26 protein-coding genes are annotated in these 25,433 nt (G+C 65.2%); 12 read left to right on the plus strand and 14 right to left on the minus strand.

Annotation, left to right across the window (positions count from 1 at the left end):
• The first annotated feature begins 9 nt into the window (after positions 1 to 9).
• Both DN387_RS09620 and ppk2 read left to right on the plus strand, forming a co-directional pair.
• Positions 10 to 1,371, plus strand: a complete 1,362-nt coding sequence (locus DN387_RS09620) for an LLM class flavin-dependent oxidoreductase (RefSeq protein WP_054916510.1) — start codon at positions 10 to 12, stop codon at positions 1,369 to 1,371.
• Positions 1,372 to 1,576: 205 nt separating this feature from the next.
• Positions 1,577 to 2,611, plus strand: coding sequence for a polyphosphate kinase 2 (gene ppk2, locus DN387_RS09625; protein WP_043861121.1), 1,035 nt, complete (start codon positions 1,577 to 1,579; stop codon positions 2,609 to 2,611).
• A gap of 41 nt (positions 2,612 to 2,652) precedes the next feature.
• On the opposite strand, the gene DN387_RS09630 is transcribed toward ppk2, so the two are convergent.
• The 3 genes from DN387_RS09630 to DN387_RS09640 form a co-directional block, all read right to left on the minus strand.
• On the minus strand, positions 2,653 to 2,838 hold the full coding sequence (locus DN387_RS09630) for a DUF1289 domain-containing protein (RefSeq protein ID WP_043861122.1): 186 nt from the start codon (positions 2,836 to 2,838) through the stop codon (positions 2,653 to 2,655).
• 9 nt (positions 2,839 to 2,847) lie between these two features.
• Positions 2,848 to 3,594, minus strand: coding sequence for an SDR family oxidoreductase (locus tag DN387_RS09635; protein WP_043861123.1), 747 nt, complete (start codon positions 3,592 to 3,594; stop codon positions 2,848 to 2,850).
• Between the two features lie 70 nt (positions 3,595 to 3,664).
• Complete coding sequence (locus DN387_RS09640; RefSeq protein WP_043861124.1) at positions 3,665 to 4,801, minus strand: sterol desaturase family protein; 1,137 nt, start codon at positions 4,799 to 4,801, stop codon at positions 3,665 to 3,667.
• A 268-nt stretch (positions 4,802 to 5,069) separates the two neighbouring features.
• On the opposite strand from DN387_RS09640, the gene DN387_RS09645 reads away from it, so the two are divergent.
• Both DN387_RS09645 and DN387_RS09650 read left to right on the plus strand, forming a co-directional pair.
• Positions 5,070 to 5,501 carry a DUF411 domain-containing protein gene (locus tag DN387_RS09645; RefSeq protein WP_043861125.1) on the plus strand — a complete coding sequence of 144 codons (432 nt, stop codon included), beginning with the start codon at positions 5,070 to 5,072 and terminating at the stop codon, positions 5,499 to 5,501.
• Between the two features lie 10 nt (positions 5,502 to 5,511).
• Positions 5,512 to 5,946: a YqaA family protein gene (locus DN387_RS09650; protein ID WP_043861126.1), complete on the plus strand. Its 435-nt coding sequence runs from the start codon at positions 5,512 to 5,514 to the stop codon at positions 5,944 to 5,946.
• Positions 5,947 to 5,952: 6 nt separating this feature from the next.
• Here the strand turns inward: DN387_RS09650 and zapE are convergent, their stop codons facing one another.
• The 3 genes from zapE to DN387_RS09665 form a co-directional block, all read right to left on the minus strand.
• Entirely contained in the window at positions 5,953 to 7,062 is a 1,110-nt protein-coding gene (gene zapE / locus DN387_RS09655) for a cell division protein ZapE (RefSeq protein WP_054916511.1), read from the minus strand.
• Positions 7,063 to 7,166: 104 nt separating this feature from the next.
• Positions 7,167 to 8,315, minus strand: a complete 1,149-nt coding sequence (locus DN387_RS09660) for a PQQ-dependent sugar dehydrogenase (protein WP_043861128.1) — start codon at positions 8,313 to 8,315, stop codon at positions 7,167 to 7,169.
• A 28-nt stretch (positions 8,316 to 8,343) separates the two neighbouring features.
• Positions 8,344 to 8,589 carry a hypothetical protein gene (locus DN387_RS09665; protein WP_229590274.1) on the minus strand — a complete coding sequence of 82 codons (246 nt, stop codon included), beginning with the start codon at positions 8,587 to 8,589 and terminating at the stop codon, positions 8,344 to 8,346.
• Positions 8,590 to 8,824: 235 nt separating this feature from the next.
• Here DN387_RS09665 and DN387_RS09670 point away from each other — a divergent pair, with 235 nt between their 5' ends.
• Positions 8,825 to 9,313 (plus strand): LEA type 2 family protein, encoded by a 489-nt coding sequence (locus DN387_RS09670; RefSeq protein ID WP_043861130.1) that lies wholly within the window; start codon positions 8,825 to 8,827, stop codon positions 9,311 to 9,313.
• A gap of 14 nt (positions 9,314 to 9,327) precedes the next feature.
• Here DN387_RS09670 and DN387_RS09675 read toward each other — a convergent pair whose 3' ends face one another.
• Positions 9,328 to 9,582: a hypothetical protein gene (locus tag DN387_RS09675; protein ID WP_043861131.1), complete on the minus strand. Its 255-nt coding sequence runs from the start codon at positions 9,580 to 9,582 to the stop codon at positions 9,328 to 9,330.
• Between the two features lie 130 nt (positions 9,583 to 9,712).
• Between DN387_RS09675 and DN387_RS09680 the strand changes: the two genes are divergently transcribed.
• Positions 9,713 to 10,033, plus strand: coding sequence for a YqjD family protein (locus DN387_RS09680; RefSeq protein ID WP_043861132.1), 321 nt, complete (start codon positions 9,713 to 9,715; stop codon positions 10,031 to 10,033).
• A 75-nt stretch (positions 10,034 to 10,108) separates the two neighbouring features.
• Here DN387_RS09680 and DN387_RS09685 read toward each other — a convergent pair whose 3' ends face one another.
• On the minus strand, positions 10,109 to 10,735 hold the full coding sequence (locus tag DN387_RS09685) for a response regulator transcription factor (protein WP_088514900.1): 627 nt from the start codon (positions 10,733 to 10,735) through the stop codon (positions 10,109 to 10,111).
• 14 nt (positions 10,736 to 10,749) lie between these two features.
• Positions 10,750 to 12,549, minus strand: coding sequence for a PAS domain S-box protein (locus DN387_RS09690; protein WP_054916512.1), 1,800 nt, complete (start codon positions 12,547 to 12,549; stop codon positions 10,750 to 10,752).
• A 198-nt stretch (positions 12,550 to 12,747) separates the two neighbouring features.
• Between DN387_RS09690 and DN387_RS09695 the strand changes: the two genes are divergently transcribed.
• From DN387_RS09695 to DN387_RS09705, 3 genes are all read left to right on the plus strand, one after another.
• Entirely contained in the window at positions 12,748 to 14,370 is a 1,623-nt protein-coding gene (locus tag DN387_RS09695) for an acyl-CoA synthetase (RefSeq protein WP_088514884.1), read from the plus strand.
• Positions 14,371 to 14,399: 29 nt separating this feature from the next.
• Positions 14,400 to 16,169, plus strand: coding sequence for an acyl-CoA dehydrogenase C-terminal domain-containing protein (locus DN387_RS09700; protein WP_054916514.1), 1,770 nt, complete (start codon positions 14,400 to 14,402; stop codon positions 16,167 to 16,169).
• 156 nt (positions 16,170 to 16,325) lie between these two features.
• On the plus strand, positions 16,326 to 17,330 hold the full coding sequence (locus DN387_RS09705; RefSeq protein ID WP_043861136.1) for a FecR family protein: 1,005 nt from the start codon (positions 16,326 to 16,328) through the stop codon (positions 17,328 to 17,330).
• A 31-nt stretch (positions 17,331 to 17,361) separates the two neighbouring features.
• Here DN387_RS09705 and DN387_RS09710 read toward each other — a convergent pair whose 3' ends face one another.
• Complete coding sequence (locus DN387_RS09710; protein ID WP_054916515.1) at positions 17,362 to 18,681, minus strand: Na+/H+ antiporter family protein; 1,320 nt, start codon at positions 18,679 to 18,681, stop codon at positions 17,362 to 17,364.
• 265 nt (positions 18,682 to 18,946) lie between these two features.
• Here DN387_RS09710 and DN387_RS09715 point away from each other — a divergent pair, with 265 nt between their 5' ends.
• Positions 18,947 to 21,094: a methyl-accepting chemotaxis protein gene (locus DN387_RS09715; RefSeq protein ID WP_054916516.1), complete on the plus strand. Its 2,148-nt coding sequence runs from the start codon at positions 18,947 to 18,949 to the stop codon at positions 21,092 to 21,094.
• A 5-nt stretch (positions 21,095 to 21,099) separates the two neighbouring features.
• Here DN387_RS09715 and DN387_RS09720 read toward each other — a convergent pair whose 3' ends face one another.
• From DN387_RS09720 to DN387_RS09735, 4 genes are read right to left on the minus strand one after another with little or no spacing between them, the layout of a single operon-like run.
• Entirely contained in the window at positions 21,100 to 22,422 is a 1,323-nt protein-coding gene (locus DN387_RS09720; RefSeq protein WP_043861138.1) for a sensor histidine kinase, read from the minus strand.
• On the minus strand, positions 22,419 to 23,087 hold the full coding sequence (locus tag DN387_RS09725) for a response regulator transcription factor (protein WP_043861139.1): 669 nt from the start codon (positions 23,085 to 23,087) through the stop codon (positions 22,419 to 22,421). Before DN387_RS09725 ends, DN387_RS09720 begins: the two co-directional genes overlap by 4 nt.
• On the minus strand, positions 23,087 to 23,401 hold the full coding sequence (locus DN387_RS09730; RefSeq protein ID WP_043861140.1) for a PepSY domain-containing protein: 315 nt from the start codon (positions 23,399 to 23,401) through the stop codon (positions 23,087 to 23,089). The genes DN387_RS09725 and DN387_RS09730 overlap by 1 nt, the downstream gene beginning before the upstream one ends.
• On the minus strand, positions 23,401 to 23,709 hold the full coding sequence (locus DN387_RS09735) for a PepSY domain-containing protein (RefSeq protein WP_043861141.1): 309 nt from the start codon (positions 23,707 to 23,709) through the stop codon (positions 23,401 to 23,403). The genes DN387_RS09730 and DN387_RS09735 overlap by 1 nt, the downstream gene beginning before the upstream one ends.
• Positions 23,710 to 23,865: 156 nt before the next feature.
• Between DN387_RS09735 and DN387_RS09740 the strand changes: the two genes are divergently transcribed.
• Both DN387_RS09740 and queD read left to right on the plus strand, forming a co-directional pair.
• Positions 23,866 to 24,948: a patatin-like phospholipase family protein gene (locus DN387_RS09740; RefSeq protein ID WP_054916517.1), complete on the plus strand. Its 1,083-nt coding sequence runs from the start codon at positions 23,866 to 23,868 to the stop codon at positions 24,946 to 24,948.
• A 51-nt stretch (positions 24,949 to 24,999) separates the two neighbouring features.
• A complete protein-coding gene (gene queD, locus DN387_RS09745) occupies positions 25,000 to 25,356 on the plus strand; it encodes a 6-carboxytetrahydropterin synthase QueD (RefSeq protein WP_054916518.1) in 357 nt (118 codons plus the stop codon).
• Positions 25,357 to 25,433: the final 77 nt, after the last annotated feature.

A 25,433-nucleotide genomic window follows, 5' to 3' on the forward strand; every position in this document is an offset into this window, starting at 1 on the left:
GATTCGAGCATGTCCAAGCCCATCCGTTTCAACGCCTTCAGCATGAACGCCGCCACGCACCAGTCGCCGGGGCTGTGGCGCCACCCACGCAACACCAGCAGCGATTTCAATCGCCTGAGCTACTGGACCGGGCTGGCCAGGCTGCTGGAGCGCGGACGTTTCGACGCGCTGTTCATCGCGGATGTGCTGGGCGTGTACGACGTGTACCAGGGCAGCCACGACGCAGCCCTGCGCGGCGGCGTGCAGGTACCGGTGAACGATCCGTTGCTGATCGTGCCGGCCATGGCCGGGGTCACCGAGCACCTGGGCTTCGGCATCACCTTCAGCCTCACCTATGAGCACCCGTACCCGTTCGCCCGGCGCATGTCGACCCTCGATCACCTGAGCGACGGGCGGGTGGGCTGGAACATCGTCACCGGCTACCTGGACAGCGCCGCGCGCAACCTGGGGCTGGCCCGGCAGCTGGCCCACGACGAGCGTTACGAGCTGGCCGAGGAGTACCTGCAGGTGCTCTACAAGCTGTGGGAGAAGAGCTGGGACGACGATGCGGTGGTCCGCGACCAGGCCCGCGGGGTGTTCGTGGAGCCTGCGCGGGTGCACCCGATCGGGCATGCCGGTGCGCACTTCCAGGTGCCTGGCGTGCACCTGAGCGAACCATCGCCACAACGCACCCCGGTGCTGTTCCAGGCCGGCGCCTCGGCACGCGGGCAGCGCTTTGCCGCTACCCATGCCGAATGCGTGTTCATCAGCGGCCCGACCCAGACGGTACTGCGCAGCTATGTGGACGGCATTCGCCAGGCCACGCGCGAGGCCGGGCGCCAGGAAGGCGAGGTGCTGATATACGCGCAGGCGCTGCTGATCGTGGGTGACACGCGCGAAGCGGCCCAGGCCAGGCTGGACGAGTACCGCCAGTACGTGGATATCGAGGCGGCGCTGGCCTTGCTGTCGGGCTGGACCGGGATCGATTTTTCCAACCTGGAGCCGGATGCGCTGATCGAGTACATCGAGAACGATGCCGGGCGCACGGCGCTGGCCGCCTTTACCAGGTCGGACCCGAACCGGCGCTGGACTGTGCGCGAGGCGGCGGAGTTCGTCAGCCTGGGCGGGCGTGGCCCGGTGCTGCTTGGGTCGCCGGTGGAGATTGCCGACCAGCTGGAGCAATGGCTGGATGCCACCGGCATCGACGGCTTCAACCTCACCTACGCGGTGGTGCCGGATGACCTGCAGGCGGTGGTCGACACGGTGGTGCCGGAACTGCAGCGGCGCGGGCGCTATCGCACCGAGTATGAGGCGGGCACCTTGCGCCACAAGCTGTTCGGGCGTGGGGACCGGTTGCCGGCCGAGCATGCGGGGCGGTTGGTGCAGATCTGAGACCGTGCCGTCTGCAATCGCGGGTCAAGCCCGCTCCCACAGGTTCGACGGTTTCTGTGGGAGCGGGCTTGACCCGCGATTGCAGCACCACCGTTACCGCGTGATATATGGCCACTTGCCTCCACGCTATTGACCAGGATCAACAGATCGCAAAATCACACTCCTACACTAGATAGAGGAAATCAGAACGCAAAACAGGCCCACCATGAGCGAAGAATCCACCGTACACCCCCTGCCCCTGCCATCCGCCTCGTCCAACGACAGCAGTTCGCCGGCCACGCCCAAAGCGGCCGTCACTCGTTCGCGCCGCCCACGCGCCCCGCGCAAGCCTGCTCAGGTGATCCCTGCCGAAATCGAAATCAGTGCCATCAGCCACGAGCCTGCCGCGCTGCAGGTGGCCAGTGCGCCGCGTCGCGGCTCCAACGAAGACAGCGTGTCTGCCGCCCTGCCCGCCAATTACCCCTACCGCAACCGCATGCGCCGCGCCGAGTACGAAAAGGCCAAGCATGAGTTGCAGATAGAGCTGCTGAAGGTACAGAACTGGGTAAAAGCCACCGGCCAGCGCATCGTGGTGCTGTTCGAAGGCCGCGATGCCGCCGGCAAGGGCGGCACCATCAAGCGCTTCATGGAGCACCTGAACCCGCGTGGCGCACGTATCGTGGCCCTGGAAAAACCTTCCGACCAGGAGAAGGGCCAGTGGTACTTCCAGCGCTATATCCAGCACCTGCCCACCGCCGGTGAAATGGTCTTCTTCGACCGCTCCTGGTACAACCGCGCCGGCGTCGAGCGGGTGATGGACTTCTGCACGCCGATGCAGTACCTGGAGTTCATGCGTCAGACCCCGGAGCTGGAACGCATGCTGTGCAACAGCGGCATCCTGCTGTTCAAGTTCTGGTTCTCGGTGAACCGCGAAGAGCAACTGCGCCGGTTCATCTCGCGCCGTGACGACCCGCTCAAGCACTGGAAGCTCTCGCCCATCGACATCAAGTCGCTGGACAAGTGGGACGAGTACACCGCCGCCAAGGAGGCGATGTACTTCCACACCGATACTGCCGATGCACCGTGGACCGTGATCAAGTCGGACGACAAGAAGCGGGCGCGCCTGAACTGCATCCGCCACTTCCTGCACACGCTGGACTACCCCGACAAGGACCCGAAAGTCGCCCACCAGCCCGACCCGTTGCTGGTCGGCCGCGCCTCGCGCGGGCTGGAGGAAGAGGACCTGGTCAACACCCACTGACCACCGCTGGGGGCGCGTCAGGATGGCGCGCTACCTGCGGCCTAGCGCTTGTTTTTCTTCTTCAGGGCCTTCAGGCGCTTGGCCGCCCGCTCCACCGTGGCCATCTTCTCGGGCCGCTTCATGCGCTTCCACTGCTTGATCTCGTCCTTGCTGCGCCCGCAGCTCACGCACAGCTCGCCGCTGAGCTTGCACGCCGAAATGCACGGGTTGTCGATATCCTTGGCCATGCTGCGCGCTCAGCGCCCACCGCCCAGGTCGATGAAGCTGCCGGTGGTGTAGGAGGCCTTGTCCGACAGCAGCCACAGGATCGCTTCGGCCACTTCGGCCGCCTGCCCGCCACGGCCCATGGGGATGCCCGGTTCCAGCTTGCGGACCCGCTCGGCATCGCCGCTGAGGGCGTGAAAGTCGGTGAAGATGTAGCCCGGCCGTACGCCATTGACACGCACGCCCTCGCCCGCCACTTCTTTGGCCAGGCCCAGGGTGAAGGTGTCCAGCGCGCCCTTGGAGGCGGCGTAGTCGACATACTCGTTGGGCGAACCCAACCGCGCGGCCACCGATGACACGTTGACGATGGCACCGCCCGGCCCGCCATGGCGGGTCGACATGCGTTGCAGCGCATGCCTGGCGCACAGCATCGGCCCCACCACGTTGGTTTTCATCAGCTTGAGCAGGCGAAACTCGGACATCTCTTCCACCCGGCTCTGGTGGCCGATGGTGCCGGCGTTGTTGACCAGCGCCGTGACACGGCCCAGTTCCTTGTCGACACGCTGGAACAGCTGGATGATTTCATCCTCGACGCTGACATCGGCGCGCACCGTGATCGCCTCGGCACCCAGCGCGCGCACCTGCTCCAGCACGCGATGGGCCGAGGCGTCATCGGCAAGGTAGTTGATGCAGATGCGGTAGCCGGCCCGCGCAGCGGCCAGCGCAGTGGCCGCGCCAATGCCGCGACCGGCGCCGGTAATGATGATCACGTTGTCCATGGATACTCCTGGCCCCAATGCCGTTCACCCGGCAAGGCTAACGCAGCATGGGGCAGCGGGCAAAGGGCTATCAGGCCTTGGGCTCGGGCTTTTGCAGCGGGTACAGGTGCTGGCGCACGATGCCTTCGGGCAGGTCCTTGCCGAACACGCCGTAGCGGGTCGGCCATTCCTTGCGCGGCAGCTTGAAGGTGCCGAACAGCATGTCGACCAGGGGCAGGTGGATCGCGTAGTTCTTGTAGATGTAGTCCTTGTGCCGGGCATGGTGCCAATGGTGGTAGCGCGGCATCACCAGCACGTAGTTCAGCCACCCGCCGTCGATTCGCACGTTGGCATGCGCCAGCACCGCCTGCACGCCCACCAGGATCACGTAGGCATTCATCGCCTGCGGCGAGAAGCCCAGCAGGATCAGCGGTACCAGCACGCCGGTGCGGGTCAGCAGGATTTCGGCGAAATGGATGCGCGAGCCGGCCAACCAGTCCATCGCGGTGCTGGAATGGTGCACCGCATGGAAGCGCCACATCCACGGCACCACGTGGTACAGGCGGTGCAGCCAGTACTGCCCCAGGTCGGCGACGAACACCGCCAGCACGAACTGCACCACGATCGGCAGGCTCTGCACCTTGGCCTGCAGCGTTTCGGACACCACCCAGCCGGCCAGCCAGGTGGACGAGGCGGTGACGAAGATCAGGATGAACTGCACCAGCATGTGGCTGACGAAGAAGTAGCTCAGGTCGGTGCGCCATTGCGGGCGCAGGATGTTCTGCTGTGGGTCCTTGGCGTAGAGCTTTTCCAGCGGGATGAAGATGATCGCCGAAACCAGCAGCGCCAGCACGAACCAGTCAAGGCCAAGGGAATACGGGGTTTGACCGATGGTTTCGGTCTGAATGTTGGTGCCGCCCAGAAACACGGCCAGGCCCGCCGCGCTGATGCCGGTGAAGCCCAGGCGCTTGCGCCGGTTGAGCAGGATGTTGAGGGTGCCCAGGCTGAACGCCAGCACCAGCCCGGCCAGCAGTAGGGTGCGGGCGAACTGCTCGCTGTAGACCTTGCGGAACTCGCCGAAGGTCAGCCACTGCGGGAACAGAAAGCACAGCACCGCCAGCAGGCTGAGCAAGCCGAGCATGGCCGACAGGTAGCCGCTGATACGCCCTTCACCGAACCGGAACGGCTCGTGCCCGTGACGCTTGAAGTAGGCCTTGAGTGCCTGCATGGGTCATGTTTCCTTGATTGACTGTGGTACTCCATCACCGATGGTCGCCCTGACCAGGCACGACGCCATCGTTTGGGGTTAGAGGAGCGAGTGCTCCCACAGGTCACGCAGGCAGTGTCCTACCTTACAAATCTGTAATGCCGCGCTCAGTCTGGCGACAGCTTCACCCGGCTATGCTCCAGCCATGAGCCCGGTTACCCTGTTGCACTGACCGACCACCGATCATTCGAGACGCGGGTTGCCCTGACGGCGGCCCCGGAGATCCACGATGCTGAAAAAGAATTTCGTTGCCTTCGGCCTGCTGGCCATGAGTGCGCTGGCCCAGGCCGGCCAGACCATCGATGTGTACCGCGACCCCAACTGCGGTTGCTGCAAGGAATGGATCAGCCACCTGCGCGACAACGGCTTTAGCGTGAATGACCATGTGGAGCCGAACATGAGTGCAGTCAAGCAGCGCCTGGGCGTGGCGCCGCGCCTGGCGTCGTGCCACACCGGGGTGATCGACGGCAAGTTCGTCGAGGGCCATGTGCCGGCCGAGCAGATCCAGCTGCTGGCCAAGCGTCCCGACCTGCGCGGCCTGGCCGTGCCGGGCATGCCGATGGGCTCGCCAGGCATGGAAATGGGCGATCACAAGGATGCCTACCAGGTCATCGGCCTGACCCGCGACGGCACCGACGAAGTGGTCGCCAACTACCCGTGAGCACGGCGCCATGCTGAGCGGCTGGGGGCTGTTCCTCAGCGCCTTTGGCGCCGCCACCCTGCTGCCGTTGCAGTCCGAGGCGGTATTGGTCGGGCTGCTGCTGCACGAACCTGATGCCTGGTTGCTGCTGCTGGCGATTGCCACCGCCGGCAATGTACTGGGCTCGGTGGTCAACTGGCTGCTGGGTCGGGGTATCGAGCACTTGCGCGACAAGCGCTGGTTTCCGTTCAGCCAGGCCCAGCTGGACAGGGCCCAGCAGCGCTACCAGCGCTATGGCCAGTGGTCGCTGCTGTTGAGCTGGATGCCGGTGATCGGCGACCCGCTGACGCTGATCGCCGGGATCATGCGCGAGCCATTCTGGCGTTTCATGCTGCTGGTGACCGTGGCCAAGGCCGGGCGTTACCTGGTGCTGGTGCTGTTGACCCTGGGCTGGGTGCACAGCTGAGCGGCTTCAGCAGAAGCGTTGCAGTTGCATCTCGCGCAGCCGGCTGAGGGTGCGGCGGAACGGGAACTCCAGGTAGCCTTCGGTATACAGCGCCTCGAGTGCCACCTCGGCCTCCAGGTACAGCGCCACGCGGCGGTCATAGCATTCATCGACCAGCGCGATGAAGCGCCGCACGCTGTCGTCGTGGATCGACAGCTGCGGCAGTTCGCGATCCCCCGCCACTACCCGCTCGGCGCCGTCCTCGGTGCCACGGGCGATTCTGCCCGGTCGTTGCCGGGCCCCGAGTGCAGGCACCTCGCCCAGCAGAATGACCTTGAAGCGATCACACAGGGCCATGAAGTCCATGGCGGCCAGGGGCTGCTCGCACAGTTCGTTGTAAGTGCACCACACCGCCGAGGTGCTGCGTCGCACCACCTTGACCGTGCGGTAGCCCAGGCTCAGGTCCTCGCGGGTGACCGGTTCACCCGCGCTCGACTGCTCGAACACCTGGCCCAGCGCGCTGGGCTGGCCCGGCTGGCGCACCCAGTAGCGTTGCAGTTCGGCACCGGGATGCAGGCGATGGTCCTGGCCGCCGTCCACCGCCACCACGTGCATGTGCCGCTCGATGGCGGCAATCGCCGGCACGAAGCGTTCGCGATTGAAACCGTCGGCGTAGAGCTGCGCCGGCGGCTGGTTGGAGGTGGCAACGATGACCACGCCGCTGTCGAACAGCACCTGGAACAGGCGACCGAGAATGATGGCGTCACCGATGTCGTTGACGAACAGTTCGTCGAAGCACAGCACGCGGATCTCTTCGGCCAGGCCGTGGGCAAGGGCCTGCAAGGGGTCGGCGGTGCCGTTGAGCTGGAACAGGCGCTGATGCACCCAGCGCATGAAGTGGTGAAAGTGCTGGCGGCGGGCGGGCACCTGCAGGCAGCGGTGGAACTGGTCCATGAGCCAGGTCTTGCCGCGCCCGACCGGGCCCCACAGGTACACCCCACGCGCCACCTCGCCGCGCTCAAGAGCCTCGAAGCAGGCTTGAAGGCAGTCGACGGCATGCTGCTGCGCAGCGTCGGGGACAAAGCCATTGAGTGCGATGGATTGCTGGTACAACGACAGCGGGGTGAGGCTGGACATGCCGGGGGCCTGTGCGGAAAAAGGCCAAGGGTAGCATCAGTGAGGTTTGCGGGGCGTGCTTCGCCTGCAGCAGCCGGCCTTGCCGGCGAAGGACGCGCCGCCGCTTACTGCGTCAGGCCCACCTTCAGCAGCGCACCGTCACTCTCGTCGGTCAGCACATAGAGAAAGCCGTCCGGCCCCACCCGCACATCGCGAATGCGCGCATTCAACTGCCCCAGCAGGCGCTCTTCATGCACCACCTTGTCGCCATCCAGTTGCAGGCGGATCAGCTCCTGGGCGGCCAGCGCGCCGATGAACAGGTTGTGGTCCCAGGCCTTGAAGCGCGGGTTGTCGTAGAACGCCATGCCGCTGATGGCCGGGGACTTCTCCCACACGTGCAGCGGGTCCACCGCGCCCTCGACGCGCTTGCCCTTGGCCTCGGGTATCGGCAGCAGCGAGTAGTTGATGCCGTGCGTCGCCAGGGGCCAGCCGTAGTTCTTGCCCGGCTTGGGAATGTTGATCTCGTCGCCGCCGCGAGGCCCGTGCTCGTTGGTCCACAGTTCGCCTGTCCACGGGTTCAATGCCGCGCCCTGCTGGTTGCGATGGCCATACGACCAGATCTCGGGGCGCACGTTGCTCTGGCCCACAAAGGGGTTGTCCTTGGGCACCTGGCCGTCGGGCAGGATGCGCACCACCTTGCCCTGCAGCTTGTCCAGGTCCTGGGCGGTGGGCCGCTGGTTGTTCTCGCCCAGGGCGATGAACAGGTAGCCGTCGCGGTCGAACACCAGCCGCGAACCGAAGTGGTTGCCGCTGGACAGCTTGGGCTGCTGGCGGAAGATCACGTTGAAGTCGTCCAGGCGCAGGTTGTCGCTCGACAGGCGGCCGCGCCCCACGGTAGTACCGGCCGTGTCGCCATCACCCCCGCCTTCGGCATACGAGAGGTAAACCATGCGGTCCTGCTCGAACTGCGGCGACAGCGCCACGTCGAGCAACCCGCCCTGCCCCTTGGCCCACACCTGCGGCACGCCGCTCAACGGCGAACCGACCTTGCCGTCGGCACTGATGATGCGCAGGTTGCCCTGGCGCTCGGTCACCAGCATGCCCTGCCCGTCGGGCAGGAACGCCAGCGCCCAGGGGTTCTTCAGCCCCTCGGCCAGGGTACTGACAGTGAGCTGGCCTTCTTCGCTGGGGAAGGTGCGCTCAGGGGCGGCGGTGGCGGTCAGCGGCAACAGCGCCGCAGCGCAGAGGGAGAGTAGCCAGGTACGTGAAGACATGCAGGGTTCCTTGCAGTGGGCCAAGCGATCAGGGCGTACGCGTCGATTCGCGCGGCGGGCGGGAGGGGTCCAGGCGCGGCGGCACCTGTTCACGGCGCAGGTTCTGGCCGTTGCCGATGCCGCCATTGTCGAGGGTGGGTGGGCGCGGCAGCGGCTGGGTGGAAGGCCCGCGCGGCGGTGGCGTGGAACGCACGGTGCCCTGCTGGGAATTGGGGTTGGCGCGGCGCACCGGGTCGTTGTAGGGATTGCCCGCGTCGGCGGCCTGAACAGGCATGCCCAGTATCAGGCTCAGTGCTGCGCCGGTCAGTGCCGGCAACCATCGGTTCATCGCGTTCATCTCCTGCACAACGTCAGTGGCCCCAGGCGTTGGATAGCCTACGGCGCGAGAGGTTCGCGATGAAACCCGCTGCCGGGCCGGAGATGATTCAGATTGTTACGCTGCTTGCGCCACTTTCAACCGCGCCGGGCATTTGCCACACTGCAGAGACATTTGTCCGGAGCCAAGCCCCATGCCCTGTTTCCTGCGTCATACCCTGCGTGTCGGCCTGGGCCTGCTGCTGGCCCTGAGCCTGAGCGCCTGCGCGTTGCTGCAGGGGCGCGACCCGTTGACCATCAGCGTGATCGGCATCGAGCCGCTGCCCGGCCAGGACCTGGAAATGCGCATGGCGGTGAAACTGCGGGTGCAGAACCCCAATGAAACGCCCATCGACTACAACGGCGTGGCGCTCAACCTGGAGGTCAATGGCCAGCCGCTGGCAACCGGGGTCAGCGATCAGCACGGCAGCATCGGGCGCTATGACGAAGCGGTACTGAGCATTCCGGTGAGCATCACCGCGTTCTCGATGCTGCGCCAGGCCGTGGGCCTGAGCCGGGTGAGCAACCTGGATGGCATGCCCTATGTGCTGCGCGGCAAGCTGGCCGGGGGCGCCTTCGGCACGATGCGCTTCACCGACAGCGGGCGGCTGGCGCTGCCCAAGCCCACCGATACGGCGTGGTAGCGCTGGGGGGTCGGCTACTTGGCAGCCGCCATCAGCTTGTTGACTTCGCTGCGCACCATGTTGGCGAACTCCGGCGGCGACATGCCGTCGAGCTCGGCGCGCACCCACTCGGCCCATTTGCCCTTGCGCCGCGGCTTCTCGCTGATCAGCCGCGCGGCTTCGGCCTTGGCCTTGCCCAGGTTAGATTGCCAGAGCTCGAACAGTCGCGACTTCTCGTCCTCGATCTGTGCCCGCTCGGCGAAGCTCATGTTGGCCAGATTGAAACTCATGGGGATTCCTGCCACTTGAAAATGGGGGCTATCTTACACTGTAGCCACCGAGCGCCGCCAAGGCGCTGCAACTTTCGGCGCGCTCAGGCATCCATTGATACAGTGACCATCATTCAACGAGGAAGCGTACATGGCCAGGAAAAGCACCCTTAAAGCCGATGCCGAACAAATCAAGGACCAGGCCTTCAGCGAACTGCAGGCGCTGATCGAAGAGTCTGACAAGCTGCTCAAGGACAGCTCCACCCTGGTGGGCGAAGAAGCCGAGACCCTGCGCGCACAGGTGGGCCTCAAGCTCAAGCAGGCCCTGGATGCGGTGGGCGGCGTGCGTGAAAAGGCCAAGCCGGCGGTGGATGCCACCGAGGATTACATTGGCGGCCACCCGTGGCAGACCGTGGCGATTTCGGCCGGCTTCGGGCTGGTGGTCGGGCTGTTGCTGGGACGTCGCTCCTGACACCCAATCGCGGGTCAAGCCCGCTCCCACAGGCTTGCACTGTACCTGTGGGAGCGGGCTTGCCCCGCGATGCATTCAACGCAGTTTCAAGGGGTCCACTACCCCACACGCAATCGCCATCCCCACCAGGTCCGGCAGGTGTTCGGCCTGCATGCGCTTCATTACCCGCGAACGGTACAGGTCCACGGTCTTCACGCTGACCTGCAACTGTTCGGCAATCTCCCGATTGGTATAGCCCTGCACCAGGGGCACGAACACGTCGCGCTCACGCGGGGTGAGGCTGTCGATGCGCCCCTGCACTTCATCGCGCTGGCGACTGCTGACCTGAACCCGTGACGAGCGCCCCAGGGCATCCTGCACGCTGTCGAGCAACAACTGGTCGTTGTAGGGCTTCTCGATGAAATCGATGGCCCCGGCCTTGAAGGCGCGTACCACGATCGGCACATCGGCATGCCCGCTGACAAAGATCACCGGCACCTGCACGCCCCGGGCGCGCAAGGCTTCCTGCACGCTCAGCCCACCCATGCCGGGCATGCGCACATCCAGCAGCACGCACGCCGGCAACGCCGCATCGCAGGCCTCCAGAAAAGCCTGGCCACTGGTGAACGGCAGCGCCTGCAGGCCCACCGACTCCAGCAGCCAGACGGTGGAGTCGAGCATGCCCTGATCGTCGTCGACCACGTAGACCTTCGGTTCCTGCATGGAAATCCCCTTGTTCATGCACTGGCCACCGGCGCCAGCCGACAGCACAAAATCAATCCGCCGGTATCACCCGGGTGCGCCTGCAAGGTACCGCCGAACCCTTCGACGATACTGCGGCTCATGCTCAAGCCCAGCCCCAGCCCTTCGGGCTTGCTGGTGGTAAACGGGGTGAAGATGCCGTCCAGTTGCTCGGCGGCCACCCCGGGGCCCTGGTCGGCCACCTGGATACGCAGCCAACCGGCCTGCTGGTCGGCGCTGATCAGCACGCGCGAAGGCGCCCCGGCATGCTGCTCGCGGTTGGCGTCGATGGCGTTGCGCAACAGGTTGAGCAGGACCTGTTCGAGCAAGACACGGTCGGCGTATACCGGCGGCAGGTTGTACACCATGTGCTGCTCGATGGTCACCTGGGCCTGCGCCGCCTCCCAGGCACAGAGGCGCACGGCCTCGCGCGATACATCGGCCACGTTGAGCGCCTGCAAGCGGCGCGGCTCCTTGCGCAGGAACGAGCGCAGGCGCTTGATCACTTCGGCGGCATGGGTGGCCTGCTCGGTGATGCGCTGCAGGCCCTGGGCGACCCGCCCGGCCGCCTGCGGGTCACGCTCCACCGCCAGCAGGTAGCGCTGGCTGGCACTGGCATAGTTGACCACCGCTGCCAGCGGCTGGTTGATCTCGTGGGCAATGCCGGAGGCCAGCTCGCCCAGGGTGACCAGCCGCGCGGTGTGCGCCAGTTCATCCTGGTGTCGGCGCTGCTGGCGTTCACGCAGCTCGCGCTCGGTCATGTCGCGAGCCACCAGCGAGTAGTAGCGCTCGCCACCTGCGGCCCGGTGCGCCAGCAGTACCAGCGACACCGGGAACGGCGCCGAGCCGTTGTAGGGCGCCAGCCGCGCCTCGCATTGCCACACCCCTTCACGCTCGGCGCAGGCCCAGCCCTCTTCGTCGAGGCGTTGCAGGGCTTCTTCGTCCAGCAGCTCGCGCAGGGGCGGCACGGCCTGCACCTCCAGCAGGCCCAGTGCACGCCGGGCGGAACGGTTGAGGTAGGTGAGCTGGCCGGCGGGGTCGGTGAACAGCACCAGGTCGGTGTTGGCCTCGACCACCTCGGCCAGGCGCCGGCGGTTTTCCTGGGCTTCGATGCGCACGGTGATGTCGCGTGACACGCTGACGATCTCGACCACCGCACCGGTGTAGGTTTCGCGGATGGCGCGGCTGGCGATCTCGAACCACAGGTCGCGGCCATCGCGGTGGCGCACGCGGCAGGTCATGGTCTGGTAGCCGTCCTGCTCCAGCGCCTGGGAGGCCTGCAGCAGCGATTGCTGGCGGTTCTGGGGGTGAAACAGCGACTGCACCGCCACCCCGCGCAGCTCTTCCGGCCAGTAGCCCAGCAGGCGATAGGAGGCCGGCGAAGCATCCAGGAAACACCCGTCGGGGGTATGGCGCGAGATCAGGTCGGTGGTGTTTTCGGTGATCAGGCGGTACAACCGACGTGCCTGGCTGGCCTCGCGCTCGGCCAGGCGCTCCACCGTGGCGTCGCGGCAGCGGGCCAGCACCTGCAGGCCGCCCTCCAGCGGAACGAAGGTCCACAACAGGATACGCTGTTGCACCAGGGCCTCGACCTCGGCAATCGCCCGCTGCTGGTGCAGGCAGGCGCTCACCAGCGCCTTGTAGTTGGCGGGCAGCAGGCTGCCCACGGGCGGCTTGGGCCAGGTGTCGAACAACGCCTGCACCGCCGGGTTGGCGGCCACCACCTGGGCGGCGGCATCGAGCAGCACGGTGGGTTGCGGGTCCTTGTCGAGCAAGGCCGAGGGAGGAAAGGTCACTTGGGGCTCCGGCTTTTTATAGTACATATACCATATTGCTATAGTCTATCTTCCAAGTAATATGGAGAACAGCGTAAAAATGAAACACCGAAGTCGGTCTGCGTACCGCCTTCCAGAAACCTGATCAGAGCTAACAATCAGCCATCGGAGGTTTCAGCCAGCGCCTGATCGCGGCTGCCTCCTGCACAGGAACCGTTCATGTCGATCTTCTCCCAGGGCCTGCAGCCCGCCCCCGTCAACCATGTCGCCCTTTCCCCGCTGAGTTTCATCGAACGCACGGCTGCGGTCTATGGCGATTACCCGGCGGTGATCCATGGTGCCATCCGCCGCAACTGGCAGGAAACCTACCAGCGCTCCCGCCGCCTGGCCAGCGCCCTGGCCGGCCGTGGTATCGGGCTGGGCGATACGGTGGCGGTGATGCTGCCCAACATTCCGGCCATGCTCGAGGCGCATTTCGGTGTGCCGATGATCGGTGCGGTGCTCAACGCCCTGAACGTGCGCCTGGATGCCGAAGCCATCGCGTTCATGCTCGAGCACGGTGAAGCCAAGGTGCTGATCACCGACCGCGAGTTCCACAAGGTGATCGAAGCAGCGCTGGGCCTGATGGCCCACCCGCCGCTGGTGATCGATGTGGACGACCCGGAGTACGGCGAGGGCCGCGCCGTCAGCGACCTGGATTACGAAGCCTTCCTGGCCGAGGGCGACCCCGAGTTCGTGTGGCACTGGCCCGAGGACGAGTGGCAGGCGATCTCGTTGAGCTACACCTCCGGCACCACCGGCAACCCCAAGGGGGTGGTCTACCACCACCGCGGCGCCTACCTGAATGCACTGGGCAACCAGATGACCTGGGCCATGGGCAACCACCCGGTGTACCTGTGGACCCTGCCGATGTTCCACTGCAATGGCTGGTGCTACCCGTGGACCGTGACGGCCCTGGCCGGCACCCATGTGTTCCTGCGCCGGGTCGACCCGCAGAAGATCCTGACCCTGATTCGCGAGCACCAGGTCACCCACCTGTGCGGCGCACCGATCGTGCTCAATGCGCTGATCAACATGCCCGATTCGGCCAAGGCCGCCATCGACCACCCCGTGAACGCGATGGTGGCCGGGGCGGCGCCACCCGCCAAGGTGATCGGCGCGGTGGAGGAAATGGGCATCAAGGTGACCCACGTCTACGGCCTGACCGAGGTCTACGGCCCGGTGACGGTGTGTGCCTGGCATGCCGAATGGGACGCGCAGCCGCTGGAGGAGCGGGCCCGCATCAAGTCGCGCCAGGGCGTGCGCTACCCTACCCTCGAAGGGCTGATGGTGGCCGACCCGCAAACGCTTGAGCCGGTGGCCCGCGACGGCAACACGCTGGGCGAGATCTTCATGCGCGGCAACACCGTGATGAAGGGCTACCTGAAGAACCCCGAGGCCACCGCCGAAGCCTTCCGAGGCGGCTGGTTCCATACCGGCGACCTGGCAGTGTGGCATGCCGACGGCTATGTGGAGATCAAGGACCGGCTCAAGGACATCATCATTTCCGGAGGCGAGAACATCTCGACCATCGAGGTCGAAGACACGCTGTACCGCCACCCGGCCGTGCTCGAGGCTGCGGTGGTCGCCCGCCCGGATGAAAAATGGGGCGAAACCCCCTGTGCCTACGTCACCCTCAAGGCCGGTTTCGAAGGTACCCGCGAGGCGGACATCATCGCCTTCTGCCGCGAGCATCTGGCCGGCTTCAAGCTGCCCAAGACCGTGGTGTTCAGCGAACTGCCGAAAACCTCCACGGGCAAGATCCAGAAGTACCTGTTGCGCGACTGGGCCAAGGCGCTCTGACCTTTTTTCACCTTTATTCGGAAACCGTTATGCCTGAGTTCAATGCACCGCTGCGCGACATGCGTTTTGTTCTTCACGAAGTGTTCCAGGGCCCGGCCCTGTGGGCACGCCTGCCGGCGCTGGCGGCCAGCGTCGACGGCGATACCGCCGATGCGATACTGGAAGAGGCGGCCAAGATCACCGGCCAGCTGATCGCCCCGCTCAACCGCAGCGGCGATGAGGAAGGCGTGCACTTCGCGCAGGGTCGGGTCACCACTGCGCAGGGGTTCGTGCAGGCCTGGCAGACCTACCGCGAAGGCGGCTGGGTCGGGCTGGCGGGCAACCCCGAGTACGGCGGCCTGGGTATGCCCAAGATGCTCGCGGTGCAGTTCGAGGAGATGCTCTACGCCGCCAACTGCAGCTTCAGCCTGTATTCGGCGCTGAGCGCCGGCTGCTGCCTGGCCATCGACGCGCACGCCAGCGATGCATTGAAGGCCACCTACCTGCCGGCGCTGTACAGCGGGCAGTGGGCCGGCACCATGTGCCTGACCGAACCGCATGCAGGTACCGACCTGGGGATCATCCGCAGCAAGGCCGAACCCCAGGCCGATGGCAGCTACCGGGTCAGCGGCACCAAGATCTTCATCACCGGCGGCGACCAGGACCTGACCGAGAACATCGTGCACCTGGTGCTGGCCAAGCTGCCCGACGCGCCGGCCGGGCCCAAGGGCATCTCGCTGTTTCTGGTGCCCAAGCGCCTGGTGGGCGAGGACGGCAGCCTGGGTGAAACCAACGCGGTGAGCTGTGGATCGATCGAGCACAAGATGGGCATCAAGGCCTCGGCCACCTGCGTGATGAACTTCGATGGCGCCGTGGGCTACCTGGTGGGCGAACCCAACCGCGGCCTGGCGGCGATGTTCACCATGATGAACTACGAGCGCCTGTCCATCGGCATCCAGGGCATCGGCTGCGCCGAGGCGTCGTACCAGAACGCCGCACGCTACGCCCGGGACCGCCTGCAAAGCCGCGCCGCCACCGGGCCGCTGGCCAGCGACAAGGTGGCCGACCCGATCATCGTGCATGCCGATGTACGGCGCATGCTGCTGAGCATGCGCGCCCTGACCGAAGGCGGCCGGGCGTTCGCCACCTATGTCGGCCTGCAGCTGGATATCGCCAAGTACGCCGAGCAGCCGGAGGAGCGCGAGGCCGCGCAGCGCCTGGTGGCCTTGCTGACACCGGTGGCCAAGGCGTTTTTCACCGACATGGGCCTGGAAAGCTGCGTACTGGGCCAGCAGGTGTTCGGCGGGCATGGCTACATTCGCGAATGGGGCCAGGAACAGCTGGTGCGCGATGTTCGCATCGCGCAGATCTACGAAGGCACCAACGGCATCCAGGCGCTGGACCTGCTGGGGCGCAAGGTGGTGGCCGATGGCGGACAGTCGCTGGCGCTGTTCGCCAACGAGATCCGCAGCTTCTGTGAAACCCGTCCGCCCCTGTGCGAACCGCTGCTGCATGCCCTGGCGCAGCTGGAAAGCGTGAGCCAGTGGGTACGCGAGCAGGCCACCGGTGATGCCAACGCGGTGGGCGCGGCGTCGGTGGAGTACCTGCACCTGTTCGGCTATGTGGCCTACGCCTACATGTGGTCGCGCATGGCGGCCACTGCCCGCGAACGGCGCGAGCAGGAGCCGGCGTTCTACGAGGCCAAGCTGGCCACGGCTACCTTCTACGTCGAGCGTCTGCTGCCCAGGGTACTGTCGTTGCAGGCCAGCATCCGCGCAGGCAGTGCGCCGCTGTACCAGTTGCCAGCCGAGCTTTTCTGAGCCGCGCAACGCTCCAGGCGGGTGCTTAAACGATAAAAACCACGCATTTGCGTGGTTTTTCGTTCAAATATTTCTTACAACTGATAGTCATTCACGATGAACTCGGTTCTCGTTGGCCACCTGCCAAGGGTAGAATGGCCAAAACCGGGAGTATCAATGAACCAAACCAGCCTCAGCGCAGCCGAACTTGATGCCATCACCGATGCCGCTGCGCACTGGTGCATGCGCCTGCATGCTGAGGACTGCAGTGAACAGGAACGTGCCGCCTGCGCGCAATGGCGCGCAGCCGACCCACTGCACGAGCAGGAATTCCAGGCCATGCAGGAGATCTGGCAGACCGCCGACCACCTGCCCCGCCCTGCTGCCCCGGTAATCACCCTGTCAGCCAGGCCCCGCGGGCGCGCCTTGCGTCGGCTGGCCTCGGCTGCGGCCGTGGCGCTGGTGGCACTGCCGATTGGCGCCTGGGTGGGCTGGGAACAGGGCTGGCTGCCCAACAGCTATGAGCGCGTTGAAAGCGGCAATGCCATCGCCCGCGCAGTGCTGCCGGATGGCAGCGAGGTGGAGTTGAACCTCAACACCACCCTGCGCTACGCCAACTACAAGGACGAACGACGGGTGACGCTGGTCAACGGCGAGGCCTTCTTCAAGGTGCAGCACGATACCCAGCACCCGTTCGTGGTGCGTGCCGGCAAGGGCCAGACCCGGGTGACCGGTACCCAGTTCAACGTGTGGAAGTACCAGGACCAGGTGAAGGTCACCCTGGTGGAAGGTTCGGTGCTGGTCAGCAGCAACAGCAGCGACCCGGACAGCGGCTATCGCCTGGGCCCCGGCATGCAGGCCAGCTACCGTCGCGGCGACTACGAGCCGGCCCTCAGCCAGACCTATGCCCACGACACCAGCCTGGCCTGGCGCGGCGGCAAGCTGATCCTCGACAATCTGCCACTGGACCAGGCCCTGCCGCTGATCAACCGCTACCTGGAAACGCCGTTGCTGCTGGCGGACGCCAGTACCGGCAGCATCCGCATCAGCGGCATCTACAACACCACCGAGGTCAATCGCCTGGTGAGCAACATGCCCAAGGTGCTGCCGGTGTACCTGACGCGCAACAAGAACGGCGATACGGTGCTCAACCGCATCTCGCCGCCCCCGCGAAAAAGCTGAGCCTCGCGCCCAGCTCCTGCGCCCTGGCGCGCTACAGCACCATCGCCGCTACCCAGCCGAACGCCAGCAACGGCAGGTTGTAATGCAGGAAGGTCGGCACCACCGTGTCCCAGATGTGATGGTGCTGGCCGTCGACGTTCAGGCCCGAGGTCGGGCCCAGGGTCGAGTCCGACGCCGGTGAGCCGGCATCACCCAACGCGCCGGCAGTGCCGACGATGCACACGGTGGCCAGCGGGTCGAAGCCCAGTTGCACGCACAGCGGCACGAAGATCGCCGCCAGGATCGGCACCGTGGAGAACGACGAACCGATACCCATGGTCACCAGCAGGCCCACCAGCAGCATCAGCAGCGCCCCGACCGCCTTGCTGTGGTCGATCCAGCCGGCCGAGGCCTCCACCAGGGTCTTCACTTCGCCGGTGGCCTTCATGACCTCGGCAAAGCCGGACGCGGCAATCATGATGAAGCCGATCATGGCCATCATCTTCATGCCTTCGGTGAACAGGTCATCGGTGTCCTTCCAGCGCACGATGCCCGACAGCGAGAAGATCAGAAAGCCCGCCATCGCACCGATGATCATCGAGTCCAGCCACAGCTGGATGATGAACGCCGCGGCGATCGCACAGCCGGCCACCATCAGCGTCAATGGGTTGTAGCTGACGGCCACCTGCTCGACCTGCTCGATCTTTGCCACGTCGTACACGCGCTTTTTGCGGTAGCTGAAGAACACCGCCAGCAGCAACCCGAACAGCATGCCCGCCGCCGGTATCGCCATGGCCTGGGTCACGTTGACGCCGCTGACGTCCACCCCGCTACGGCTGACGTTGGCCAGCAGGATCTGATTGAGGAAGATGTTGCCGAACCCCACTGGCAGGAACATGTAGGGGGTGATCAGGCCGAAAGTCATCACACAGGCCACCAGGCGCCGATCGATCTGCAGGCGAGTCAGCACGTACAGCAGCGGCGGCACCAGCAGCGGAATGAAGGCGATATGAATGGGCAGGATGTTCTGCGACGAGATCGCCACCACCAGCAACAGGCCGATCAGCAGCCACTTTATCTTGCCGCCTTCGGCATTGCGCTGACCATGGAACATCGACAGGGCGCGATCGGCCAGCGCATGGGCCAGCCCGGACTTGGCGATGGCCACGGCGAATGCGCCCAGCAGCGCATACGACAATGCCACCGTGGCGCCGCCACCCAGGCCGCCGTTGAACGCCTTGAGCGTGCCTTCGATACCCAGGCCGCCCACCAGGCCGCCGGCGAGCGCGCCGATGATGAGGGCGATGACCACGTGCACACGGGCCAGGCTCAATATCAGCATGATGCCGACCGCGGCAATTACTGCATTCATTTCATGACCTCTAGAAACCAGACAAAGCTTGCGCTGCGGCGACAGACTGCGAGCGCAGTGGCCGAACGACAGGTGTTTTTATGGGAGGGCGCACACTCTGAAGCAGCACCCGCCACTTGTCAAAGTACGGGGCTAGACGGCTGCACGCGGGTCGCATGCATGACTGAAAACGACGCATTTCAATTGAACGTTTGAATAAAGAAAAACTGCGCCTGGCCGTTACAGTCGTCAGCCTCAATCTTTTTTTGGATCAAAGGACTTCGTCATGTCGTCGAGACAACTTTCCATCCAGTGGAAAATCACCCTGCTGGCCGGGCTCTGCCTGGCCAGCATCGTTACGCTGCTGGTGGGCCTTTCGCTGTACCGCATGGAGCACAACTCCGAGCTGGTCAAGGCCAGCAGCATGCAGATGCTGACCGAAGCGGCCCAGTCGCGTATCGAGTCCCAGGGCGAAGTCCAGGCCTTGAGCATCCGCCGCCAGTTCATGGATGCCTACCAATACGGGGCAGGCTTTGCGCGCCAGGTGCTGTTTTTGCGCGAGCAGGCCGAAAAGCGCTTTCTGGACGCCTTCGACCTGCGCGAGGACATGACCCGCCAGGTGCGCGCCGCGCTGCAGGCCAACCCCGACCTGCTGGGGCTGTCGCTGGTGTTCGAGCCCAACGCCCTGGACAACAAGGATGCCCTGTTCGCCAACCAGGCCGAGCTGGGCAGCAACGAGGCCGGCCGCTTTGCCCTGTACTGGTCGCAGCCCACGCCCGGCAAGCTGACCTCGATGGCGCTGCCCGAAAAGGACATGACCGACACCAGCATCGGCCCCAGCGGCGAGCCAGCCAACACCTGGTCGGTGTGTCCGCGTACCACGCGCAAGACCTGCGTGATCGAACCCTACTTCTATGACATCGCCGGTCAGCGGGTGCTGATGACCAGCATCGTGTTCCCGCTGATCGTGGCCGACAAGGTGGTCGCCACCCTGTCGATCGACATCAACCTGAACAGCCTGCAGGCGCTGAGCCAGCAGGCCAGCCAGAACCTGTACCAGGGCCAGACCCGCATCGGCATCATCAGCCCGGTCGGCCTGCTGGCCGGCTACAGCCCGGATGCGGGCAAGCTGGCGCAACGCTTCGACCAGGTCGACAGCACCAGCGGCAAGGAGCTGATAGGCCTGCTGAGCAGCGGCACGCCCCTGCAGAGCCTCCACAAGGACGAGCGCCTGAAGGTGCTGGCATCGTTTGCACCGATACCGGGGGGCAAGCCCTGGGGCGTGCTGCTGGATGTGCCGCAAAGCGCCCTGACCGGCCCGGCCGAGACCCTCAAGAACGAGCTCGACCAGCGCAATACCAGTGGCACCCTGATCGAGCTGGGCCTGGGTGTGCTGGCCGCGATCGTGGGGCTGCTGCTGATCTGGGTGATGGCGCGCAGTGTGACCCGCCCCATCCTGGGCGTGGCCGCCATGCTCAAGGACATCGCCAGCGGCGAAGGCGACCTGACCCGCCGCCTGAACTACGACAAGCGCGACGAGCTGGGGGAACTGGCCGGCTGGTTCAACCGCTTCCTCGACAAGCTGCAGCCGATCATCGCCGAGGTCAAACGCTCGGTGCAGGCGGCGCGCGACACTGCCGACCAGTCTTCGGCGATTGCCTCGCAGACCAGCGCCGGCATGGAGCAGCAGTACCGTCAGGTCGACCAGGTGGCCACGGCGTCCCACGAAATGAGCGCCACCGCCCAGGATGTGGCGCGCAGTGCTGCGCAAGCGGCCCAGGCGGCGCGTGACGCCGACCAGGCGACCCGTCAGGGCCTGGCGGTGATCGACCGCACCACCACCAGCATCGATACCCTGGCAGCCGACATGAACACCGCCATGGCCCAGGTCGAAGGCCTTGCCGACAACAGCGAGAAGATCGGTTCGGTACTGGAAGTGATCCGCTCCATCGCCGAGCAGACCAACCTGCTGGCGCTCAATGCCGCCATCGAGGCGGCCCGTGCCGGGGAAGCCGGGCGCGGCTTTGCGGTGGTGGCCGACGAGGTGCGCAACCTGGCCCGACGCACCCAGGAGTCGGTGGAGGAGACCCGTCAGGTGATCGAGCAACTGCAGGCCGGCACCCGCGAGGTGGTGGGCGCCATGGACAGCAGCCACCGCCAGGCCCAGGGTAGCGTCGACCAGGTCGGTCAGGCCGTGACTGCGCTGCGCCAGATCGGCGAGGCCGTCACCGTGATCAGCGACATGAACCTGCAGATTGCCAGTGCCGCCGAAGAGCAGAGCGCGGTGGCCGAGGAAATCAACAACAACGTGGCGACCATTCGCGATGTGACCGAGTCACTCTCGGAGCAGGCCAATGAGTCGGCGCGGGTCAGCCAGTCGCTGAACAGCCTGGCCAACCAGCAGCAGGGGCTGATGGACCAGTTCCGCGTCTGATGGTGTTATCGGGCTGCCCTGCGGGGTAGCTCGATGCTCACCCGCAGCCCGCCCAGTGGGCTTTCCAGCAACCTCATCTGCCCACCCCAGGCTTCGGCGATATCGCGAACGATGCCCAGGCCAAGCCCATGGCCATCGACCTGTTCGTCGAGCCGCGCACCGCGCTCCAGCACCCCCGCCCTGGCATTTTCGGGGATGCCCGGGCCATCATCGTCCACCCACAGGCGATACACCCCGCCCTCTTGCTCGATGCTCAGGCAGACCTCGCTGTCGGCCCACTTGCAGGCGTTGTCCAGCAGGTTGCCCAGCAGCTCGAGCAGGTCTTCGCGGTCCCAGGGCAAGGACAGCCCATCGGGCACCTGATGGCGGATGAGCAGGTGATCGCCGTGAATCATGCCCAGGGTCGATAGCAGGCCCGGCAGTTCGGTGGCGCAATCGAAATGCGCCCCCGGCAGGGCATCGCCGGCCAGACGGGCGCGATTGAGTTCGCGGCTCAGGCGTTGCTGGATCTGCTCCAGCTGAGCCTGCAACTGGGCGCGAACCTCGGGCAGGTCGTTCAGGCGCTCGCTCGACGCCAGGCTCATCAGCACCGCCAGGGGAGTCTTCAGGGCATGCCCCAGGTTACCCAGCGCGTTGCGTGAACGCCTGAGGCTGTCTTCGGTGTGTGCCAGCAGGTGGTTGATCTGCGCCACCAGGGGCTCGAGTTCGACAGGCACCTCACTGTCGAGCTGCGAGCGCTTGCCCTGCTGCAGTTGGGCGATCTGTTCGCGCGTGCGTTCCAGTGGGCGCAGGGAGCGTGTGACCGTGATGCGTTGCAGCACCAGAATCAACAGCAGCGCCACCAGCCCCAGGCCAAGGCCAAGCTGCTGCATGCGCCGGAAGCCGTCGCGCACGGGGGTATAGTCCTGCGCCACGCTGATCGAGATCGCCTGGCCCAGGCGCCGGTAGTCGGCACGCAACACCAGCAGTTGCTGGCCAGCCGGGCCCAGCTCCAGGCCCGCGTGCAGGCCGGGAGTTGGCGGACGGGGCATGTCCATGTCCCAGAGCGAGCGGGAACGCCAACTGCCCCCTTCGAAATCGATACGGAAGTAGTAGCCGGAAAACGGCCGCTGGTACGCCGACGACAGGCGTCGCTCGTCCAGTTCGAGGCCGCTGTGGCCGCGCACCAGCGCCACCAGCAGGTTTTCGCTTTCCTTGCGCAGCCCCGTCTCCAGGTAGCGCTGCAACCCGACCTCGAACAGCCACAGGCTGATCTGTGCCAGGGCCAGGCCGACCACCACCAGTACACCGACCAGCCCCAGGCTCAGGCGCGCCTGGATCGACTTCACTCGACCACTCCGCCAAAGCGATAGCCCTGGCCGCGATGGGTTTCGATCACGCTGCGCCCCAGCTTGCGGCGCAGGTGGTTGACGTGTACTTCGAGCACATTCGAGTCGCGCTCGGTTTCGCCGTTGTAGAGGTGCTCGGCCAGGTGGCTTTTGGAAAGGATCTGCTGCGGGTGCAACATGAAGTAGCGCAGCAGGCGAAACTCGGCGGCGGTCAGTTGCACGTCCTGCCCGTCGCGGCTCACGCACTGGCGGCCTTCGTCCAGGTGCAGGCCGGCGGCCTGCAGGGTCGGCTGGTTGGCCAGGCCACGGGCGCGGCGCAGCAGCGACTGGATGCGCAGTTGCAGCTCTTCGGGGTGAAAGGGTTTGCTCAGGTAATCGTCGGCACCGGCCTTGAGGCCCTCGATGCGCTCGGCCCAGGAACCCCGTGCGGTCAGGATCAGCACCGGGGTCGACAGCCCGCCGGCGCGCCATTGGGCCAGCACCTCGAGGCCGGGCAGGCCGGGCAGCCCCAGGTCCAGGATAATCAGGTCATAGGGCTCGCTGCTACCCTGGTACACCGCATCTCGGCCGTCGGCCAGCCAGTCGATGGCGTAGCCCTGGCGCTGCAGGCTCTGGGTGAGTTCATCGGCCAGCGGGACGTTGTCCTCGACCAGTAACAGGCGCATCAGTCATCTTCCTCATCTTTGATCAGCACACCCGTGCGTGCATCGAACTTGATTTCACGCACGACCCCTTGCGGGGTGACCAGCTCGACTTCGTACTCGTAGCGGTTGTGCTTCTCTTCCAGCTCCGCCTCAAGCAACTTCGCCCCGGGGTAACGCCCCAGGGCGGAGTTCAACAGTTGCTCCAGCGGCAGGATGATGCCCTTCTGACGTAGCTCCAGGGCTTCATCCTGATCGAGGTCGCGGGCCAGGGCCGGCGTACAGAAGACCAGCAATGCGAGGAACAGCCACGGTGCCGTTCGCTTGCGTGCAGTCATCAGGTGTCCTTGGCGTCCTTGAGTACTTCACCGGTCTTGGCATCAAGGTCCACGTCCCATTCGACGTTCTGCGCGTCACGCAGTTCGACCTTGTACACATAACGGCCGTACACGTCCTCGAGCTCGGAGTCCTTGATGGTGGCACCCGGATGCTTGGCCAGCGCTTTTGCGTTGAGGTCATCCAGCGACAGGATGGTCTTGGCCTGGACCAGCTGCACGACTTCATTGGTGGGGATGTCTTTAGCCAGCGCAACGTTGGCGCTCAGGGCAAGGGCGGCGGTGGCGAACAGGGCAGTCAATGTTTTCATCGTGTCTCTCCATTTAGGATCAATCTTGCTTACGGGTTCAGAATACCGAACCGAACTTAACTGAAACTGAAAACAACTGGCGCCATGATAGCTCAGGCGCGCCCCTGTTCCGTCCACGCTTCTCTATAATCGTTGATCCAGGACAACGAGGCCCTTATGAGCTCAATCCAGATCAAGTTTCCAGCGCTGACACTCAAGGCCGGCACGCGGGCGTTTGCCCATGTACGCGAACGCGGTCTGCAGGCTGCAGACGTGGGGGTGCTACCGGGCGCTGCAGGCGGCCCCAAGGCGCTGGGTATCCAGGGTATCGACCTGGCGCTGTTCGGCCAGTGGCTGCCCACAGCACCGCGCGCGCGCTCGCTGATCGGGGCATCGATCGGCTCCTGGCGCTTCGCCAGTGCCTGCCTGCCCGACCCCGCCCAGGCCCTGCTGCGCCTGGGCCATCTGTATACCGAGCAGGATTTCGCCAAGGGCGTGACCCAGGCCCAGGTCAGCCAGAGCTGTCGTCGCATGCTCGATGACCTGCTGGATGGCCAGGATGCTCGCATTCTCGACAACCCCCACTATCGGCTCAACATCATGCTGGTCAGAAGCCACGGCCTGCTTCAGCACGATCATCGAGGCCGACTGGGCGTAGGCCTGTCGTCGGTGATTGCCGACAACCTCGTGAGCCGTTCGCGGCTGGCCCGGCACTTCGAACGCGTGATCCTGCATGACGCACGCTGCGCACCGCCGTTGAACCCCCTCACGGACTTCCCTTCGCGCTGCCTGCCGCTGGCGGTCGACAACCTGCGTCATGCCCTGCTCGCTTCAGGCTCCATTCCCATGGTGATGGAAGGCGTGCGGGACATTCCGGGGGTCGGGGCGGGCACCTACCGGGATGGTGGCTTGCTCGACTATCACCTCGACCTGCCCTACAGCGGCGAGGACATCGTGCTTTACCCTCACTTCACCCACAAGGTGGTGCCGGGGTGGTTCGACAAGGCCCTGCCCTGGCGGCGCAGCAATGCGCAGTACCTGCAGAACGTGCTGTTGCTGGCACCCTCGCCGCAGTACCTGGCCCGCCTGCCCTACGGCAAGCTGCCGGATCGCAGCGACTTCAAGCGCTTCATGGGCGATGCCGGTAGCCGCCAACGTTACTGGCGTACCGCCATGAGCGAAAGCCAGCGGCTGGGCGACGAGTTCCTGGAACTGGTGGAAACCGGCAAGCTGCACCAGCATCTGCAACCGTTGAAGTAGGCTTGCTGTTAAACTGCCGGTCAGCATTGGTTTTCAGAGTTCTAAGATACCGTGGAAATTTTCAAAGAGTTCACCTTCGAATCGGCCCACCGCTTGCCGAATGTGCCCGCCGGGCACAAATGCGGGCGCCTGCACGGCCACTCCTTCAAGGTTGCCTTGCACCTGACCGGCCAGCTGGATCCGCATACCGGCTGGATTCGCGACTTCTCGGAGATCAAGGCGATTTTCAAGCCGCTGTACGAGCAGCTAGACCACAACTACCTCAATGACATCCCTGGCCTGGAGAACCCGACCAGCGAAGTGATTGCCAAATGGATCTGGGTCCAGGTCAAGCCGTTGCTGCCAGAACTGAGCAAGGTGCGTATCCATGAGACCTGCACCAGTGGCTGCGAGTATTACGGCGACTGAGCTGACAGTGACATGTCTGAAAACCACCTCCCAAGGTGGTTTTTTTATGCCCGCCTTGCAGGAAACTTTCAGCCCAC

Origin of the sequence: Pseudomonas sp. FBF18 (genome assembly GCF_024261405.1) — a bacterium.
GTDB classification, from domain to species: Bacteria; Pseudomonadota; Gammaproteobacteria; order Pseudomonadales; family Pseudomonadaceae; genus Aquipseudomonas; species Aquipseudomonas palmensis.